At 71.4% G+C, this 18620-nt stretch carries 18 protein-coding genes; 9 read left to right on the top strand and 9 right to left on the bottom strand.

Features of this window, described 5'->3' with window-relative positions:
* Nucleotides 1-69: 69 nt before the first annotated feature.
* A complete protein-coding gene (locus RM609_RS19600; protein WP_311612587.1) occupies nt 70-903 on the top strand; it encodes a recombinase family protein in 834 nt (277 codons plus the stop codon).
* 373 nt (nt 904-1276) lie between these two features.
* Here the strand turns inward: RM609_RS19600 and RM609_RS19595 are convergent, their stop codons facing one another.
* From RM609_RS19595 to RM609_RS19580, 4 genes are all read right to left on the bottom strand, one after another.
* Complete coding sequence (locus tag RM609_RS19595; protein WP_311612586.1) at nt 1277-1822, bottom strand: HAD domain-containing protein; 546 nt, start codon at nt 1820-1822, stop codon at nt 1277-1279.
* A 26-nt stretch (nt 1823-1848) separates the two neighbouring features.
* The gene (locus tag RM609_RS19590; protein ID WP_438828483.1) at nt 1849-2517 is read right to left on the bottom strand and encodes a class I SAM-dependent methyltransferase; all 669 of its coding nucleotides are present in this window, start codon (nt 2515-2517) and stop codon (nt 1849-1851) included.
* 1 nt (nt 2518) lies between these two features.
* On the bottom strand, nt 2519-3436 hold the full coding sequence (locus RM609_RS19585) for a phosphotransferase family protein (protein WP_438828482.1): 918 nt from the start codon (nt 3434-3436) through the stop codon (nt 2519-2521).
* Nucleotides 3437-3527: 91 nt separating this feature from the next.
* Nucleotides 3528-4274 (bottom strand): hypothetical protein, encoded by a 747-nt coding sequence (locus tag RM609_RS19580; RefSeq protein WP_311612584.1) that lies wholly within the window; start codon nt 4272-4274, stop codon nt 3528-3530.
* A 181-nt stretch (nt 4275-4455) separates the two neighbouring features.
* Here RM609_RS19580 and RM609_RS19575 point away from each other — a divergent pair, with 181 nt between their 5' ends.
* The 3 genes from RM609_RS19575 to RM609_RS19565 all read left to right on the top strand — a co-directional run bounded on the left by RM609_RS19575 (nt 4456) and on the right by RM609_RS19565 (nt 6745).
* Nucleotides 4456-5712, top strand: coding sequence for an NsdA family TPR-like regulatory protein (locus RM609_RS19575; RefSeq protein ID WP_311612582.1), 1257 nt, complete (start codon nt 4456-4458; stop codon nt 5710-5712).
* Between the two features lie 14 nt (nt 5713-5726).
* Complete coding sequence (locus RM609_RS19570; RefSeq protein WP_311612580.1) at nt 5727-6086, top strand: hypothetical protein; 360 nt, start codon at nt 5727-5729, stop codon at nt 6084-6086.
* A gap of 263 nt (nt 6087-6349) precedes the next feature.
* Nucleotides 6350-6745 carry a (2Fe-2S) ferredoxin domain-containing protein gene (locus RM609_RS19565; RefSeq protein ID WP_311612578.1) on the top strand — a complete coding sequence of 132 codons (396 nt, stop codon included), beginning with the start codon at nt 6350-6352 and terminating at the stop codon, nt 6743-6745.
* 21 nt (nt 6746-6766) lie between these two features.
* Here RM609_RS19565 and RM609_RS19560 read toward each other — a convergent pair whose 3' ends face one another.
* The 3 genes from RM609_RS19560 to RM609_RS19550 form a co-directional block, all read right to left on the bottom strand.
* Nucleotides 6767-8698, bottom strand: coding sequence for a primary-amine oxidase (locus tag RM609_RS19560; RefSeq protein ID WP_311612577.1), 1932 nt, complete (start codon nt 8696-8698; stop codon nt 6767-6769).
* Between the two features lie 16 nt (nt 8699-8714).
* Nucleotides 8715-10274, bottom strand: coding sequence for an APC family permease (locus RM609_RS19555; RefSeq protein WP_311612575.1), 1560 nt, complete (start codon nt 10272-10274; stop codon nt 8715-8717).
* A 100-nt stretch (nt 10275-10374) separates the two neighbouring features.
* Nucleotides 10375-11364 (bottom strand): hypothetical protein, encoded by a 990-nt coding sequence (locus RM609_RS19550; RefSeq protein ID WP_311612574.1) that lies wholly within the window; start codon nt 11362-11364, stop codon nt 10375-10377.
* A gap of 442 nt (nt 11365-11806) precedes the next feature.
* Here RM609_RS19550 and RM609_RS19545 point away from each other — a divergent pair, with 442 nt between their 5' ends.
* A complete protein-coding gene (locus RM609_RS19545; RefSeq protein ID WP_311612719.1) occupies nt 11807-12691 on the top strand; it encodes a DMT family transporter in 885 nt (294 codons plus the stop codon).
* A 56-nt stretch (nt 12692-12747) separates the two neighbouring features.
* Entirely contained in the window at nt 12748-13293 is a 546-nt protein-coding gene (locus RM609_RS19540; RefSeq protein WP_311612571.1) for an NUDIX hydrolase, read from the top strand.
* Nucleotides 13294-13308: 15 nt separating this feature from the next.
* On the opposite strand, the gene RM609_RS19535 is transcribed toward RM609_RS19540, so the two are convergent.
* Together RM609_RS19535 and RM609_RS19530 are read right to left on the bottom strand one after the other, a co-directional pair.
* On the bottom strand, nt 13309-14232 hold the full coding sequence (locus RM609_RS19535) for an NADP-dependent oxidoreductase (protein WP_311612569.1): 924 nt from the start codon (nt 14230-14232) through the stop codon (nt 13309-13311).
* Nucleotides 14233-14303: 71 nt separating this feature from the next.
* Nucleotides 14304-15800 carry an MFS transporter gene (locus RM609_RS19530; protein WP_311612568.1) on the bottom strand — a complete coding sequence of 499 codons (1497 nt, stop codon included), beginning with the start codon at nt 15798-15800 and terminating at the stop codon, nt 14304-14306.
* Between the two features lie 150 nt (nt 15801-15950).
* Here RM609_RS19530 and RM609_RS19525 point away from each other — a divergent pair, with 150 nt between their 5' ends.
* From RM609_RS19525 to RM609_RS19515, 3 genes are all read left to right on the top strand, one after another.
* Nucleotides 15951-16391 carry a MarR family winged helix-turn-helix transcriptional regulator gene (locus RM609_RS19525; RefSeq protein ID WP_311612567.1) on the top strand — a complete coding sequence of 147 codons (441 nt, stop codon included), beginning with the start codon at nt 15951-15953 and terminating at the stop codon, nt 16389-16391.
* A 96-nt stretch (nt 16392-16487) separates the two neighbouring features.
* A complete protein-coding gene (locus tag RM609_RS19520; protein WP_311612566.1) occupies nt 16488-17435 on the top strand; it encodes an MBL fold metallo-hydrolase in 948 nt (315 codons plus the stop codon).
* Nucleotides 17436-17587: 152 nt separating this feature from the next.
* Nucleotides 17588-18616, top strand: coding sequence for a phosphotransferase family protein (locus RM609_RS19515; protein WP_311612565.1), 1029 nt, complete (start codon nt 17588-17590; stop codon nt 18614-18616).
* Nucleotides 18617-18620 lie beyond the last annotated feature (4 nt).

Below are 18620 nucleotides of genomic sequence, written 5' to 3'. Positions count from 1 at the left end.
TCGAAATCCGTCTCAAAAGATCCGTCTCACGGGTGGCTTTCGAGACGCGTTTGTGAGACTGTCTCGATCATGATCACGAACACTCCGGCCGATCAGGTCGAGCGTCACGCCTGCCCGAAGTGCGAAGCTCCCGCCGGTAGTCCCTGCCGGACGAGCGCTGGCAAGGTGGCGGCGAACTACCACACGGGCCGCTTCGCCCTCGTGCCGTCCCTGAAGGCGGAACTCACGGTGAAGACCCCGGCCGACCGCAACCCCGGCAAGGCATGGACGCAAGGCGCACCCGTGGTGCAGGCACCCGAGGCGACACCGGGCGCAGCGATACGGATCGGCTACGCCCGTTGTTCCACGGTCGGGCAGGAACTCCAGTCCCAGTTGGACATGCTGGCCCGTGCCGACTGCAACCGTGTCTTCTCGGAGAAGATCAGCACCCGCGTAAAGGAGCGGCCGGAGCTGGAGAAGGCGTTGGCCCTCGCGCGGGACATCAAGACCGCTGCGCCTCATCAGCCCGTCGTCCTGACCGTGATGGAGATGAAGCGTCTCGCCCGCAACGCGGCGGAGCTCATGACTTTGTCGTCCACCCTGCAAGCGGACGGCATCCAACTGGAGCTTCTCTCCGGCCCCTTGCAGGGCGTGTATGACCCCAACGGGGCGGGGGCCATCGTGTTCGCCGTCCTGGCCGTGGCCGCCGAGGTGGAGCGGGAAGGCATCCGGGAGAAGACATTGGAGGGGCTGGACGCTGCGGCCCGCAAGGGCAACCACGGTGGGCGCCCCTCCGTCGTGGACGACGACAAGCTTGCCGTAGCACGTGCCCGGCACGCCAAGGGAGAAAGCGTCACCGCCATCGCCAAGGCGCTCGGGATCTCCCGGGCCACCTTGTACCGGCACATCGGTGAGAGCGCCTGAGGCAGACGCACCTGGACATGAGCAAGCCCCCGGCTCACGTCGGGGGTCGCTGTCATGCATGGCTCTGTGCGCCCGCCTGAGGGGACGAAACGCCCCCCGGCCGGCCGACTCCTACCATGGGCGAGAGGGGCCAGCGCGGGGCGCAGCGCAGGGCAGGGCCTGAACGCCCGGAGCGGGGCGAGTCAGGCGGACGCAGGCTCCGAGTCCGGAACGGAATCCGCGAGAGTCGCCATATGGTCGGCGACAGCCGGACGCTCATGCATCGCCAGGCTGCCGAGTGCGCCAAGGGCGAGCAGGTGAAGCAGGGCCCAGGTCGTGGCGAGCACCGTGCCGAGTCGGTCACGGTCCGGTGGTGCCGCATGTCGAGCCGACATCACGCCGCCTCCTTCACGGTCACGTGGTCGGCAGCCCACGCCAGAGCGGACGCGATGTGCTCGGGCAGGAGACCCACATGCGGGTCAGGCTCGATCAGCAGGGTCGGGTTACCGAACGCGGTACGGTCTGCCGCCCACTGGTGATCGAGATGGGTGAAGTCGTCGTCGATCCACACGGCCGGAGCGGTGGCCAGCCAGTCCGCGACGTGGTTGCGCTTCCACAGGTAGCCGTCGGGGTGGCTGGTCTTGATCGGCAGGTTGGGCAGCTCGATGTGCTCGAAGTCCGGCACGCCCACCAGCGGGGCAATGATGCGGCGGGCATCGTTCCGCCAGCTCGTGCACCACACGGGCCGGATCAGTCCGGTGTCGATCGCGTCGGTGATGAGCTTGCCGTGGTCCGGGTTGAGCCAGACATCGAACGGCTTGTTCACGTCGTCAGTGCTCACCATGTGCCGGGGGTGGGTGGCCGGGGTGGCGCCGTCCGGCCCAGGGAACGGGATCAAGACGCCGTCTATGTCCAACAGCAGGAACGGGGCGTGGTGCATCGGTGCCTCCCGGGTTCGGTCGGGGGTCAGGGCTTCCGTGCGGTGATAAGAAGGGTGGTCGGCCAGCGAGCATCAGCCGGGGCGAACAGGTTGCTCACGCCCGTGATCAGGAGCCCGGCGCGGTTGAGCGCCCGCGCCCATGCAGCCGGGTCGATGTCCCATCGGTCCACCGTGGCGGTCGTGCCGTCCGGCAGAGTCATCCGGTCACGGGTGCGAGGGCTGGCCGGGATGGTGCCGGTTCGCTGCGGGTGAGGCACGGAGAAGGCAAGCACGCCCTTGCGTTCGAGGCGGCACGAGCAAGCGCTGAGCAGCTTCGCCGGTTCGCCCAGGCCGATCGCTCCGAACACCGAGACGATGGCGTCCAGGCGCTCGCCCTCGCGGGTGAGGTAGCCCAGCGCTCGCGAGTGGACGAACTCGGTTCCGTGGTGCCCGTAATGGGCGACCGCTCGTTGGATCTGTCCCTTCGAGCGATCCACCCCGGTGACCTTCGCGCCGATGCTGGTCAGGTGGGCGGCGTTGTGGCCGGGTCCACAGCCCAGTTCTACGACCCGTCGCCCTGTCAGGTCATCGCCGAGGATCTCGGAGCCCGGCCCGATGCCGGGGCGTTGGGTCCACTCCATCCGAGCGGGCGGCTCAAGGGGGCCTAGCGGACCCTCCGCCAGGCGCTGGGCAGCGTGGGCATCCCACGCATCCATCTCACGCCTCCAGCAGCCTGACGGCCGCGAGGAGGTGCTTGCGGACGACCTTGATGTACAGCGGGTCATCCTCCGGGTTGTTGATCCAGCGAACGGCCTGCTCCATGAACCACTCACTCACCCACACCCGATGCCAGCCCATCGCCCACCGTTCGGCAGGCAAGCCGCCACGCTCGGCAAGCGCGTCCTTGTCACCGCCAGCGGTCACATACGCCTCGATGAAGGCGCGCAGCCTCTCCGAGTCCGGCTCGCCCGTGGTGCCGTGCCAGGACGCAAGGTCGAGCAGACCGGGACCGGTGAACGCGCGGGCGAAGTCGAGCAGGCGCCAGCCGTCCTCGCCGATGTGGAGGCTGGTCGGGTGGAACTCGGAGTGCACCCAGCCGTACGGGCCCAGCTCAGCACCGGTCGCCCGCTTCTCCGCCGAGGCGGCAAGGGTGTCGAGCGCAAACGCCAGCTCGGCAGTCTCTTCGTCCCATCGGCCGGCATCCCGAAGGCGGCGCAGATGGCCGAGCGCGAGCTCGGGCAGGGCGGCAAGCGCGTCCTCGTCCATCTCTCGGAGCGGCGGGGCGGCAGGTGCCTGGTGCAGGGCGACAGCGGCCACGATGCCGTCAGTGTCCTGTGCCTCACGGACCTCTTTGCCCAGGTCCTCGATGACCATGCCGAGGGTGCCGTCTCGGACGATGGAGCCGACAACCTTCGGCACGGGGATGCCGGACCGGGCGGCGGCTCGAAGGATCTCGTCCTCGGTGGCGAACGGTTCGACGGCGTACTTGTAGATCGCGGTGCGCATGTTCGGAGGGAAGCGCAAGCGCTCGACACCCGACATGTCCCACACCCGCATCTCCTCACGGGCGGGGAGCGGCTGACCGGTGCGGGCGCAGATGTCGGCGAGGATGGCGGCGGTGAGCTTGCTGTCCACGGGGGTTGTTCCGTTCGTTCGGGGGTGGGTCAGGGGCCAGGCCCGGGGCGACAGCGCGCTTGCCACCCCGGGCCGTGGATCAACGCTGGGATCAGGCGGCGGTGACCCGGTAGGAGTTGACCTGCTCGATCCACTCGGCCTTCATCTCGGCGAGCTCTTTGCCGAAGGTGGCCATCGAGGCGCCGTAGGGGGTGACGACGCCGCCGGTCTGGTCGGGCTTGGACTGGCAGCCGTGAACCAGCCGACCGCCGAGCGCGGCATGTGCCTTGATGCCCTCGATCCGGCGGTGCTCGTTGAACCACCCGCCGTGGTAGACCTCGTCCAACATCTGGCCGCCCTCGTCGGAGAGGTCGAAGACCACGCCGGTCGCGGAGGGGAAGAACCAGCACGGGCCCACGTTGGAGATGTGGCCGTCGAGCTCGACCTTGTTCAGGGCCATGAAGGTGGCCGCCTCGCGGAGCATCTTCAGGTGCTCGGCGGTGACGCCCGGCAGGCCGAGCGTGGCGAGGTGCTCGTCACGGAACAGGTACGAGTACACCTGGTAGGCGATGGCCAGGACCTCGCCCGCGTCGCTGGTCGAGCGGCCGTGAGCCTTCACGAACTCCAGCGCCATCTGCTCGACGCTCGCGGTCTCGGTCTCGTCCGCGTTCAGCAGGCCGTCTGTCACGGTCTGCCAGTCGATGACGAGCCAGGTGTTGGTCTCGAACCGGAAGAAGTACTCGGCCGGGTCGAGGGTGATCTTCTTGCCATCCACGGTGATGCCGGGCAGGCGGTTCCAGCGCGGGTCGAACGCCTCGGGCAGTTCGACTGTGATCGTTGCAGTGTCGACGGTGGTCACCTGTGTCTCCAGTCGGTCGCTTCCTGGTTTGGCGCCGACCGGTCAGCCAAGGACGACTGCCGTTCGGCAACAACTCCAAGAAAAGCGCCGGAAGGCCGTTCATCCCACGGCATCGATGGGGCAGTCTTGATGCACTTCTGTGCACGGGTCAGGGCGGCGCGGGTCACGGAGAGGGGCAGCCATGGGCATGGCCGAACGGCGCAAAGCTCTGGGTTACAGTCAGGAGCAACTGGCCGAGTTACTCGGAGTGGACCGCACGACCATTGGGCGTTGGGAGAGCGGCAGAAGCACTCCTCAGCCGCCCCAGCGGCCGAGCTTGGCCGATGCCCTCGAAGTCAGCCTCACCGAGCTTGACGCCTTCCTGGCGCAGTCACGAGGAGTCAGCCATGAGATTCCAGGGCAGCAGTCCGATGACCATCCTGGCGCGGGAGACCTTGACGAAATGATTCGCCGCGAATTCCTCCGCATCCTCACCGTCAGTGGAGCGCTGACCGCCTTACCTCTCGGCGAGGCGGAAGCCCTTACGGACGGGGTTTACAGGGGCGCTCCCGCTGACTTCACGCGGATGAACAGCCACCTTTGGCAGGTCTACCAACTGGCGCGCTCCAAGGGGTCTGTCTACGCCATCGTTCGCGATCAGCTAGCGACACTCAATGAAGCCCTGGCAGCGGACGCCCGAGGTAACTCACGGCTGCTCTTGAACGCGGCAGCCGACCTCTTCCAACTGGCTGGAGAGGTCGCCTTCGACGCCAACCGGTACACCGATGCGGCAGCCTCGTACTCCCTGGCAGCGTCCGTAAGCAAGGACGCCGGAGCCTATGACCTGTGGGCGTGTGCCCTCGTACGGCACGCCTACGTGGACATGTCGGAGCAGCGCTACCTCCAGGCGGCGCAGATCCTTCTAGCTGCGGAGAGGCTGGCCAAGCGGGGAGACAGCATCTTGGCTACCCGGCATTGGGTCGCCGCTGTCCAGGCTGAGGCGTACGCCGGCATGGGCGACCTGGCCTCGTGTGAGCGGGCGCTGGACAAGGCCGAGCGGGTGTTGGAGCTGGGCACGGACAGTGCCAACGGGGGCTGGCTGCGCTTCGACGGCACGCGGTTGGTCGAGGAACGGGGAGCGCGCTACGTCCAGCTTGGTCACCTCGACCTGGCGGAAGAGACCCTGAAGAAGGCGCTGGCCCAGACCGCCCTTGCCTCCGGTCAGTCGTACCGACGAAGGGGCGCCGTGCTCGCCGATCTTGCCGCCGTCGGAGCGAAGCGGCGGGACCCTGAACAAGTCGTCGCATACGGGCGAGAAGCCATCCGGTTGGCCCAAGCATCATCATCCGGGTACGTCGCCCGTAGACTCCAAGCCCTGTGCGATGAGTTCGGCCCCCTGAGCAGGGACCGCCGGGTAGCGGAGCTGGGGGCGGAGATCGCCACGCTGAGCACGCCGTGACGAGAGGGGTTGGCATGTCGCAGGTCGAAGGCGCACGAGTGTTCCGGGAAGCCTGGATCGAAGGAGTGCACCGCCACTTCCCGGGGGAGCCGAAGCCTGGGTACGTCACCCCCTGGGAGGACACGCCCCAGTGGGAGCGCGAGGCGGCAGGCGCCGTATACGACCAGGTCCGCCAGTTCATCGAGATCAGTGGCGGTCACACGGCGAAGCTGTCTCGTGAGCAGAAGGGCCGGTTCGTGGCGGTGTGCTGGACGGTGCAGATGTTCAAGCACTTCGACAACCCCAAGCCGGGGTACGTCGCCGACTGGACGGACCTTCCGGCATGGCAGCAGGAGACGGACGCCGATATTTTCGAGGTCATCGAAAAGTCCTGATCAGACCCAGGGCCGGAGGGTTGGTCACGTGACCAACGCATGACCAACAGGGACCCGAGAGGGCCTGAAACAGCAGGAAAGAACAGGAGAAACGCCCGCCGAAATCAAGCCTGCCGACGGGCGTTTCCCCAGGTCAGAGCGGTTGTGGACTGGTGCCCGAGAGGAGAGTTCAAGTCCCCCCTCGGACACCAGCAGGAACACGGGAAGCCCCGGTCGGAAGACCGGGGCTTTTTGCTGTTCGGGTCCGTGCGTATCATCGCCCGATGATCACCAAGAAGACCCCACGGCCCGCCGCCCCCTGCCGGATCACGGTCTGCCGCGGCTGCTGCTGCGGAGACCCGGCGAAGGTGCCCGGGGTCGATCACTCCGGGCAGATAGGCCGGCTGCGGGAGGCGCTGGGCGGGGCCGGGCAGGTGCGGGCGTCGGAGTGTCTGGACGTGTGCGACCAGGCGAACGTGGTCGTGGTGCAGCCGTCGACTGCGGGCCGGGCGGCCGGGGGGCGGCCCGTGTGGCTGGGGCTGGTCAACGACGACGAGGCGCTGGCGGACATCGCCGCGTGGGTACGGGCCGGCGGGCCGGGGCTCGTGGAGCCGCCGGGGGTGCTGGACCTCTACGAGTTCACGGTCTCCCGACGGGTAGGGAAGGCGCTCGAGGGCTGAGAGCGCCCTCCCCGCGCCGGCTCAGACCGGGACGTGGCCGCCCGTCTCCTCCGGCAGGTCCAGCGCCGGGTTCCGGTCGAAGAAACCGGTGGGCTTGAGGCTGAAACCGGTGATGTCGGCGGGCATCACGGGCCACTCCTCCAGCCGGGGCAGATGGGTGGGCCCGAAGGTGTGCCAGACGGTGAGTTCGGTGTTCTCCAGGGACTCCCCGCCCGTCGTCCACTCCGGCAGACCCGCCCCGCCGGGGTGCTGGTTGGGGTGGTCGCCCGCCGGGTAGCGGCGGTCGGGGCGGTGGCGGGTGACCCACAGGTGCCTGGTGCCGTAGGCCACACGCCCGGCGAGCGGTGAGCCCGGCCGGGCGAGGAGCACCGGCCCCGGCTGGGGGACGAGGGTGTAGGCGACCGGCTGTCCCATGCGGTTGCGCGAGCCGGGGTTGGTGATCCGCCAGCGCCTGCCCACCGTCGTATCGGCGGTGCGGCCGCCCTCCGCGCTGTCGGAGAGGACGGTCGTCCGGGTGGTGAAGGCGTTGCCGGCCGGGTTCGCGGGGCCGGCGGGCAGCGGGACGACGTCGACTTCCTCGACCGTGTTGGCGGGGCCGTCCACGGCCACGTCCAGCCGGACGCAGAACAGGTGCTGGTGGTACGGGGCGAGGAGGCCCGGGGCGATCTCGGTGCCGTGCGGTGAGCCGGCGCCCGGCGGGACGGCCGAGGTCTGCACGATGCCCGTGGACCTGACCTCGAAGGCGATCGTGCCGTCCTGGTGGAAGTACCAGTAGAAGCCGTAGTCGTAGTTGCCGACGGTGGCGAGGTACGAGATCACCAGGCGGCGGGAGCGGCGGCTCTCGACGGCGTTGTCGTGGAAGACGTCGGTGTGCTTCCAGAGCAGGCCGTGGTCCTCCTCGTGGACGCAGACGGCGTTGGGCAGCGTCTGCGGACGGCCGTGGTCGTCGGCGAGGACGGCGTCGAGGTAGCGGATCTCGCCGAGGCAGTCGCAGCCCAGCCGCAGCGGGTTGGCGTTGCGGCCGAGGGAGTACTCCCCCGCGTCGAGGAAGGCCACCCAGTTGCGGGTCTCCGCCGCCTCGCCGTAGGCCACGGCCATCTCGGCGAGGGAGGCGCGGTGGAGAACGGACCGTTCCCGGTCGCCGTCGCGGTGGGTGATCCGGTGGAGGACCAGGCCCTCCCGGGCGTTGAAGTCGACGCGGAGGCTCCAGTTCTGCCAGGTCAGCAGGGGCCCGTCGAGGTGGAAGGAGGGACCTTCGGGCTGCCGGATCTCCAGCGGGCGCAGGTCGGTACGGGCCGGTCCGGTGAACTCCGGCTCGTAGCGGCCGCATTCGGCGGGTACGGGCACGGGCCCGGTGTCGGTGATCCGGACGACGCGCCGCTCGATGACGTCGACGTCGACGGCCAGCCCGCCCACGGGGTGCGCCCAGGGGCTGTCGCCGGTCTCGCAGCGCATCCAGGTCAGGCAGCGCAGCAGCCGGCGGCCCGGCCGGTCGATGATCACGCTGCCGGCTGCGAGCGGTGCGCAGACGGCGAGTGCCGGGTCGGCGACGCCGCGGTCGGCCATGGCCTTGCGCCAGCCGGGGTCGGCCTTCACGATCGCCTCGACGAGGGGGTACTCCTCGGACATCACCTGCGGCTGGCCCTCGGTGGCGACGTCCAGTCGGCGGTGGGCGAGCAGCAGGCCGCCGGTGACGTCGACGAGGGCCTCGGCGGCGGCGCCGGTCTCCTGGTCGAGGAGGGTGACGCGCAGTCTGCGGACGACGGGGTCGCCGGGCCGGTGGGCGGCGGTGTGGCGGTCGGGCTCGTCGAGCAGGACGAGCGGGAAGCGGGTGGCGGGGGTGACCTTGCCCGCCTCCGTGAGGACGCGGCGGGCCGTGGTGATCTCGTCGGCGGTCAGCGGGTCGAGCGGGTGCGCGGACGTTCGTGGCGTCGGCGGTGGGTGGCAGCTCATGAGGAAACCTTTCCGTTCATGAGGAACTCCTTCCGGGACGCTCCGGGGCGGCGGCGGCCGCGGCCGAGGCGGCCGCCTTCTCCAGCTGGAACGCCTCGTTGCCGAGCCCGATCCGGGCGTGCAGTTCGGGCCGCACCGCCCGCAGCACCAGCCCGTGGATCACGCCGAGGACGACGGCCGCGCCGATGATGCCCGGCAGGATCCAGCCGAGGGCCGAACCCGCCGTGGCGCCGACGAGGACGTGGAAGTCCTTGACCGCGTAGCCGACGATGCCGAGCAGGGCCGCACAGGCCACGCCGGAGGCGACCAGCCGGGGGGCCTGGGCCCGGCCGGCGCCGCGCCGGACGAAGAAGACGATGACGGCGGCGCTGGCGGTGGCCATGAGGAGGATGACGCCGAGCGCCCCGACGTTGCCCATCCAGGTGAAGAGCCGGATGACGGGCGCGGTGGGATCGCCCTGCGGCCGGTCGTCGGTGACGGCGAAGACGGCCACGGCCAGCAGCGATACGGCGCTCTGGAGCAGCGATCCGTAGGCGGGCGCGCCGCTGCCGCCGGAGGTGCGGCCGAGGGAGGCGGGGAGGAGGCCGTCGCGGCCCATGGCGAAGGCGTAGCGGGCGACGACGTTGTGAAAGCTCAGCATCGCGGCGAACATGCCGGTCACGTAGAAGAGGTGCGTCAGGTCGGTGAAGGTGGTGCCGAGGCGGTCCTCGGTGAGGGCGAAGAGGAGGCCGGTTCCTTTCTCGCGGGAGACGGCGACGACGTGCGAGGGGCCGGTGGCGATGCTCAGGGCCCAGGAGCCGAGGGCGAAGAAGAGGGCGACGAAGCCGACGGCGAGGAAGGTCACGCGGGCGACGACGACCTGGGGGCGGTTGGCCTCCTCGGCGTAGACGGCGGCCTGTTCGAAGCCGACGAAGGCGGCGATGGTGAAGCAGAGCGCGGTGCCGAGCCCGGCGCCGTCGAGGGTGGTGGGGTCGAAGGCGCGGAAGGAGACCCCGTCGGGGCCGGGACGGCCGAGGCAGGCGATGTCGAAGACGACGACCATGGCGCACTCGACGAGCAGCAGGGCGCCGAGGACCTTGATGTTGAGGTCTATCTTCAGCCAGCCGAGGACGCCGACGACGGCCACGGCGGCGAGGGCGGGGACCCACCAGTCGAGGGCGAGGCCGAGGTGCCGGCGGAGGAGGCCGGAGAACTCGTGGCCGAAGATGCCGTAGATGGCGAACTGCATGGCGCTGTAGGCGACGAGGGCGACGACGGAGGCGGCGGCGCCGGCCGTGCCGCCGAGGCCGCGGGCGATATAGGCGTAGAAGGCGCCCGCGTTGTGGACGTGGCGGCTCATCTCGGCGTAGCCGACGCTGAAGAGGGTCAGGACGACGCCGAGGAGGACGAAGAGCAGGGGTTGTCCGACGACGCCCATCGTGCCGTAGGTCGTGGGCATGACGCCGGCGGTGACCATCAGCGGGGCGCTGGCGGCGACGACCGACAGCAGCAGGCCCGCGACTCCGATGCGGCCGGCGCGCAGGCGTCTCTCCCGGCCCTTGAAAGTGCTGATCTCACGCGTGGTGCCGGTCGACATGCGGCGGTGGTCCTTCCGGTGGGGAGCGCGGGGGGACGCGGGGGTGGGGGACGCAGGGGACGGGTGCGGAGGCTCTGCCCGGGGCCGGGTCGCGCCGTGGTCATGTCGCGCCGAGCGCGGTGCGGCGGGCGGCCCGGAAGGCCGCGCCGGGGTCCCGGTCGGGGTAGGTCCAGGGGGCCCGGGTGGCGTGGGGGCCGATGCGGGTGAGGAGGGCGGCGGCCTCGGCGAGGCGGCCCTCGTGGAGCTTGGCGTGGGCGAGGTAGTTCAGGTCGACCTTGCGCCGGGGGTGGGTGGTGGCGGCGGTCGTGGTGTCCGCGCCGTCGGCGATGTCCTCGTCGATGTCCCATTCCAGCCACCAGTCGAAGGCGGCCTTCATCACCTGGCGGGCCCGGCGCGTGGTCCAGTGCGTGGACCGGGCGGGGTCGGCCGGCTCCAGCCCGGCGCGGGCGAGGGCGCGGTAGCGCTCGGCGTGGGCGATGACGGGCAGGACGGCCAGGGGCGAGTCGGCGGGCGCCTGTTCGGCGGCCCAGGCGGCGAAGTCGTAGACCTCGTGCAGGGGGTCGTCACGGTCGCCCTCCTGGCGCTCGGCCAGGCAGGCGGCCATGAGGTGGTGGGCGTGGTGGTGGTCGCGGTGGCGGGCGCGGACCTGGTCGAAGGCGCGGACGCGTTCGTCGGCGGTGCCGGTGCGGCGGGCGAGGATGAGGACGGCCAGCCAGGGGGTGGGGTCGCGAGGGGCCATCCGGGCGGCGGTCAGGCAGAGCGCGCGGGCGGTTTCCGGGGTCTCCTTGCCGCCGAGGCAGCGGAAGACGCCGGCGCAGGCGAGGAGGACGGCGGCGTCGGGGCTGTCGGGCTCGGCGAGCAGCCAGTCGCGGGCCCAGGCGGCGCTGGCGGGGCCCTCGGCGAGGACGACGAGGCGGTGGCCGCGGCGGTCCCAGTCGTCGCCGGTGCGGGCGAGGAGCTGCCGGGCGTCGGCCCAGCGGCCCCGGGCCAGGGCGTCGCGGACGGTGGTGAGCTCGGTGTCGTCCAGGGCGGCGTCGAAGGTCAGCCCGTCCTTGTTCCGGTGGCGGCCCAAGGGGGGTGGGGGCGTCATCAGCGGGCTTCCTCCACGGCGTACGTCCCCTCCGGGCGCCGGGTCAGGGGCGTCCGCGCACTGTGTCTTGTTCCTTCTTCCCGATCACGCACAGCAAACCGGTAGTCACTGCTCCGCGTCAAGGCCGGTCGACCCGTACTGACATGACGTCAAATAACGTACCGTCAGCTCCAGTTGCGGGACGGGGCGGGGCGCACAGGGAACAGGGCGAGGCGCACGGGCGTGCGATGGATCGCCGCACGAGCCCCATGGCACCACCCCCACCACTCCCGCATCGCACACCAGTACTAGGCATGGCCGTTCGATGCCCGATCCCTTCCCCGGCCCCCGATCCGGATGAACGACCGAAAGGGGGGTACTCGACCGTCGCACCGCCCCCGAGGCGGCTATCGTTTTGCTGTCAAGTCTCCTACGACCGCAAGGTCTTGAGGTGCGCGACGTGATGGTCTTCGCCTTCGCCCTGGGTGCGGCGTGCTGTCTGGGCGTGGGGTTCGTGCTCCAGCAGAACGCCGCGCAGCGGGCCCCCATGAGCGACTTCCTCTCCCTCCGGCTGCTGCTGGACCTCGCCCGGATGCCGCGCTGGCTGGCGGGCATCGCGCTGATGGTCTGCGGCATGGCCCTGGGCGCCATCGCGCTCAGCTGGGGCGAGGTCTCGCTGGTCGACCCGCTGATGGCGACGAACCTGCTGTTCGCCATGGCCCTCTCCCGCCGGCAGACCAAACAGCCGCTCGGCCGCAGCGGCTGGTGCGGGCTGTGGCTGCTGGCGGGCGGGGTGGCCGCCTTCATCGTCGCCGGGCGCCCGCACGGCGGGCGGACGGTCACCGATCCGCTGCGGCACTGGCTGATCGTCGGGATCATGGTGGGCACCGCGCTGCTGCTGGCCGCGGTCTCCAAACGGGTGCGGATGAGCACGGAGGCGGCCCTGCTGGCGGTCGCGGCCGGGCTGCTCTACGGCGTACAGGACGCGCTGACGCGGGTGAGCGGCACCCGGTTCGCGCACGGCGGCTGGCGGGAGCTGGTCACCGGCTGGCAGCCGTACGCGGTGCTGGCGCTCGGGGTGACGGCGCTGGTGCTGGTGCAGAGCGCCTTCGAGACGGCGCCGCTGCGGATGTCGCTGCCCGCGCTGACGGCGGCGCAGCCGCTGGCGGGGATCGCGTGCGGGGTGGGTTTCATGGGCGACCAGTTGCGGACGACGCCCGCGGCGCTGGCCGTGCAGGCGGCCGGGCTGGTCGCGATCGTGTGCGGCATCGTGCTGATCGGCCGGCATCCGGCGATGCCGTCGGGTATGGCGGAGCCGGGCCAGGTCCGGGACCTCCAGCCGCGCTGACCGCTGCTCATCACCGCCCCGGGCCCCTGTGGGCCGCTGCTGGTTGGATGGGGCCCATGACCGATCAGCTGCCGCCGCTCGGGGCGGATGAGGTGCTGGACATCGTCGACGAACACGACCGGGTCGTGGGGCAAGCACCGCGCGGCGCGGTGTACGCCGACGGGCTGCTCCACCGGTGTGTGTTCGTCCAGGCGCGCGACGCGCGGGGGCGGATCTTCGTTCACCGCCGGACCGACCGGAAGCTGGTCTTCCCCTCGCGGTACGACATGTTCGTCGGTGGGGTGGTCGGGGCGGGCGAGTCGTACGACGAGGCCGCGCTGCGGGAGGCGGAGGAGGAGCTGGGGGTCAGCGGCCTCCCGGCGCCCACGCCGCTGTTCCGCTTCCTCTACCGGGGCCCGGGAGGCGGGTGGTGGTCGGCCGTGTACGAGGTCCGCTGCGATCTTCCGGTCTCGCCCCAGGAGGAGGAAGTGGCCTGGTGGGACTTCCTCCCCGAGGAGGAGGTGGCGGCCCGGCTGGGCGAGTGGGACTGGGTGCCGGACGGGCTGGAGGCCTACGCCCGGCTGCGCGAGCGCCGGACGGGCGCGGGCCCGTCCGGCGGCTGACGGCGCGGGGCCCGGTCAGGACACCGTCACCACGATCTTTCCCCGGGTGTGGCCCTCGGCGCTGCGCCGGTGCGCGTCCGCCGTCTTCTCCAGCGGGAAGACCTCGGCCACCTCGACCTTGAGAGCGCCCTCCGCCGCCAGCCGGCCCAGCTCCGCCAGGTCGGCCGTGTCGGGACGGACCCACAGCACCCGGCCGCCGAGCTCGGTGACGGCCGGGTCGGCGATGGAGACCAGGCGGGCGCCGTGGGCCGTGACGGCGGGCGATGTCGTGACGGCGCCGCCGCCGACGAGGTCGAGCACGACGTCCACGCCCTGGGGCGCCAGGGCCCGGACGCGCTCGACGAGGCCGTCGCCATAGGTGACGGGCTCGGCGCCCAGGGCGCGCAGGTAGTCGTGGTTGCGCTCGCTGGCCGTGCCGATGACGCGGGCGCCGAGCCGGCGGGCGAGCTGGACGGCCATGGAGCCCACCCCGCCGGAGGCGCCGTGGATCAGCACGGTGTCGCCCTCGGCGGCCCGTACCGCGCGCAGGGACTGGAGGGCGGTGAGGCCGGCCAGCGGGATGGCCGCGGCCTCCTCGAAGGTGAGCCCGGCGGGCTTGGGCGCCAGGGTGCGCACGGGCGCGGCCACGTACTCGGCGAAGGTGCCCCGGGAGAGGAGGTCCTCGCGGACGTAGCCGATGACCTCGTCGCCCTCCCGGTACTCGGGGGTGTCCGCGCCCAGCCCGACGACCACGCCCGAGACGTCCCAGCCGGGCACGACCGGGAAGACCGGCTGGAGCATCCCGTCGAGGTAGCCCTCGCGCGCCTTCCAGTCGACGGGGTTGACGGCCGCCGCCCTGACCTTGATCAGGACGGAGTCGGGGCCGACCTTGGGCAGGGGGAGGTCACCGTACTCGAGAACCTCGGGGCCGCCGTAGGCCCGGTAGCTGACAGCCTTCATGGTGCTGGCTCCTTCGGTGTCGGGGTGTCCGGCGGGATGTTCCGGCGTTCCGGCGGAGAGTCCGTCGGGGGTCAGCGGGTGACGGGTGCGGTCTCAGCCTCGGCCGCCGGGGCCGCGTCCGCCACCGCGGCCTCGCCCAGGGTGCGGATCCTCCGCAGACCCAGCGCGGCCACGGCCGCGACCAGGGCGAAGGCGATGCCCGCGATCACAAAGGTGAGGGTGAACTGGCTCTCGGCGGGCAGCTTGGGCGCGCCCGGCGGCAGGTGCTCGATGCTCTTGGAGGCGAGGACCGTGGTGATCATCGCGCTGCCGATGGCGCTGCCGGTGGAACGGGAGATGGAGTTGATGCCGTTGGCTATGCCGGTCTGGCGGTGGGGCACGCTGGCGACGATCACGGCGGGCATGGCCGCGTAGCCGAAGCTGATGGCCGCGCCGACGCACATGCCGGCGGCGATCACGGAGTAGGTGTGCTCGTGGTCGAGCGCGATCCACACGAAGCCGACGGTGCCGATGAGCGAGGCCAGCAGCAGGACCAGGCGGGGGCCCTTGTGCCGGACGAGCTGGCCGCCGACGGGCGCGGCGAGCAGCGAGACGACGGTGCTGGGCAGCAGGTACTCGACGGAGGCGCGCAGGACGGTCGCGTCGAAGCCGTAGCCGGTGATCTTCGAGGGCATCTGCACCAGGTAGGAGACGCCGATGAAGAGGGCGAAGGAGCCGAAGCCGACGAGGAGGCCGGCGATGTTGGCGAAAAGCACCGGCGGGTGGGCGAACATCCGCATGTCGACCAGCGGCTCGCGCACCTTGCGCTCTACCAGCGTCCATATCGCGGCCATCACGGCGGCGCCGGCGAAGCAGCCGATCGTCCGGGCGGAGGACCAGCCCCACTCGTGGCCCTGGGTGATGGGCAGCAGGAGCAGCACGAGGGTCGCGGCCAGGGTCAGGGCGCCGAGGGCGTCGGTGCGGCCGCCGGTGGTCTCCCGGGTGGCGGGCACGAGGGTGGCGACGGCGATGAGGGCGAGCGCGGCGAGGCCGGTGGCCAGCCAGAAGGCGCTGCGGTAGTCGGGGTCGTCACCGGAGGTGAGCAGGCCGGTGGCGACGAGCGCGAGGCCGCTGCCGAAGGCGAGGGTGCCGCTGACCATGGCCATCGCGCCGGGCAGCCGGGCCGGGCGGACCTCCTCGCGGAGCACGGAGAGCGCCAGCGGGAAGATCGCGGTGGCGGCGCCCTGGAGCACCCGGCCGACGATCAGCCAGAGCAGGGAGTGGGTGACGGCCGCGAGGACGGAGCCCGCGACCATGACGACCAGAACGGCCACCAGGGTCTTCTTCTTGCCGTGCTGGTCGCCGAAGCGGCCGAGCAGCGGGGTGAAGACGGCGGCGGAGAGGAGGGTCGCGGTGGTGACCCAGCTGACGTTCGCGGACGAGGTGCCGAGGTCCTTCTGGATGAGGCCGAGGATCGGCACCACCAGGGTCTGCATCATCGAGACGACCATGGCGGCCAGGCTCAGGGCGAAGACGATCACCGTCTCGTTCCGCTGCGTGGCGGGGGCGGTGGACGCTGGGGAGGTCATGGGCGGGAGGTGTTCCTTCGGGAATGCTGCGCGTTACTTCACGACGTTGATGCTTGAGATCGTCAAGCAACCCGAAGCACGCTAGACCCAATACTTCAGGTAGTCAAGTTAATGATTTAAGACTTCAAGCTGTTTGAGTACACTTGAGCCATGACCGGTACGACCCCCCAGCCCCCGTCCAAGGCCCAGCTCCTGGAGCTGGTGGCGGCACTCGGCACCGCCCAGTGGCAGGACTTCGCGGCGACCGCCGCCCGCCACGGCCTCACCTCCGTCCAGGCCAAGCTGCTCGCCCAGCTCAAGGGCCCGGTCCCGATGCGCGGCCTGGCCACCCTGCTGGTCTGCGACGCCTCCAACGTCACCGGCATCGTCGACCGGCTGGAGGCGCGCGGCCTCGTCCGCCGCGAGCCCGACCCGTCCGACCGCCGGGTGAAGAACGTGGTGGCCACCGACGAGGGCCGCGAGACCATCCGCCGCGTACGGGCCGAGATGCAGGCCACGCACAGCGCGCTCGACGCGCTGGACGAGGCGGAGCGCACCACGCTCTACGGGCTGCTGGACCGGCTGCGGCCGGGGCTCGAACACCGCGCCTGACCGGCAAGCGCCGGGCCCACGGCCCCCGCCCGCCCGTATTCTGACGGGTGGTCCGATCCGCCCACCCCCGCGGCGGACGGCGAGGGAGGCCAGCGAATGACCAGCGCGAACACGAGACCGACCACCATCGAGGCGGACGGCACCGAGCCGTACACCGTCCCGCTCGCCCCGGGCGTGAGCGCCTACATCCAGCCCGACGGCGGCTGGTGCCTGAACAACGCGGGGTTCGTGACCGACGGCGAGCGGACCCTCCTCGTCGACACGGCCGCCACCGAGCGCCGGGCGAAGCTGCTGCGCGAGGCCGTCGTCGCGAGCGGGGCGCCGCTGCCGACCGCCGTCGTCAACACCCACCACCACGGCGACCACACCTACGGCAACTGCGTCTTCACGCCGCAGGCCACTGTCATCGGCCACGCCGACTGCCGCCGCGAGACCCTCGCGTCGGGCCTCCAGCTCCACCTCGCCTGGCCCGAGGTCGACTACGGGCACATCGAGGTCACCCCGCCCACCCTCACCTACACCGACGAGCTGACCGTCCACATCGGCGACACCGAGGTCCGCCTCCTCCACCCGGGCCCGGCCCACACCGTCGGCGACACCATCGTCCATCTCCCCGGCCAGGGCGTCGTCTTCACCGGCGACCTGATCTTCAACGGCGGGACGCCCTTCATCATGATGGGCTCCCTCAGCGGCTCCCTGCGCGCCCTTACGACCCTGCGCGGACTGGACGCGAGCGTGGTCGTACCGGGCCACGGCCGGGTCACCGACGTCGGCGTCTACGACACCGTCGAGCGCTACCTCCGCTACGTCGAGGACCTCGCCCGCACCTCCCACGCCGCCGGCCGCACCCCCCTGGAGGCCGCCCGCGACGCCGACCTCGGCGAGTTCGCCACCCTGCGCGAGAGCGAGCGCCTGGTCGCCAACCTTCACCGCGCCTACGCCGAACTGGACGGGCTCCCGCTGGGGGCGCCGCTGGACCTGCTGACGGTCCTGGGCGACATGATGACGATGAACGGCGGCCGGCCGATCGCCTGCCACGCGTAGCCCCGGGCGATGCCCCTGCCCCGGCCCCTGCTCACCGAATGGGGGCCGGGTGCCCTCTGGACGGCATACCGACCGGTCGGCATCATGATCGGCGTCAGCAGGTCGCCGGATGTCCGCCGAGCGCGGCCCGACTCCCTTTGGAGGAGCACGCGATGAGCAAGGCCAGCCCCCCGCCGGGGCTCGATCCACAGCGGTTGCGCGGGTATCTGGAGCGGGAACGGCCCGGGCTGACAGCCGGGCCGCTCACGGCCGAGCTGATCGAAGGGGGGCGGTCCAATCTCACGTACGCGGTGCGGGACGGCTCCGGCGGGAGCTGGGTGGTGCGCAGGCCGCCGCTGGGGCATGTGCTCGCCACCGCCCACGACATGGCCCGTGAGCACCGGGTGATCAGCGCGCTGCGCGACACGCCCGTGCCGGTGCCGGAGGCGCTGCTGCTGTGCGAGGACGAGGAGGTGCTCGGGGCGCCGTTCTACGTGATGGAGTTCGTCCCCGGCACGCCCTACCGCTCGGTGGAGCAGCTCGCCGCGATCGGTCCGGGCCGGACGCGGGAGGTGGTGCTGGGGCTCGTCGACACGCTCGTGGAGCTGCACGCCGTGGACCCGGCGGCGGTGGGGCTGGGGGACTTCGGGCGCCCGGAGGGGTTCCTGGAGCGGCAGTTGAGGAGGTGGGGCACCCAGCTGGAGGCGTCCCGCAGCCGTGAGCTGCCGGGGATCGACGAGCTGCGCGCCACGCTGACGAAGGCCCTGCCCCGCTCCCCCGCGCCCGCCGTGGTGCACGGCGACTACCGGCTCGACAACGTCCTGGTCGGCGCCGACGACACCGTACGGGCCGTCCTGGACTGGGAGATGTCCACGCTCGGCGATCCGCTCACCGACCTCGGGCTGCTGGTGATGTACGGCGAGCAGCGGTCCGTCCCCGGCTCGCCCGTGGCCGCCACCGGAAGCGCCCCGGGGCACCCGGATCCGGCCGGGCTCGTGGAGCGCTACGCCGCCCGCTCCGGCCATGACGTCTCCGCCCTGCCCTGGTACACGGCCTTCGCCTACTTCAAGCTCGCCGTCATTCTTGAGGGCATCCACTACCGCCACACCCTCGGGCGGACGGTCGGCGCGGGCTTCGACCGCATCGGCGAGCTCGTCCCGCTCTTCATCGACAACGGCCTCACCACCCTCCGGAAGGGCTGAGCTG

It is taken from the genome of Streptomyces hesseae (genome assembly GCF_031845785.1).
In the GTDB taxonomy this organism is placed as follows: domain Bacteria; phylum Actinomycetota; class Actinomycetes; order Streptomycetales; family Streptomycetaceae; genus Streptomyces; species Streptomyces hesseae.
Note: the sequence above shows the minus strand (reverse complement) of the source record. Positions and strands in the feature narration are given on the sequence as shown.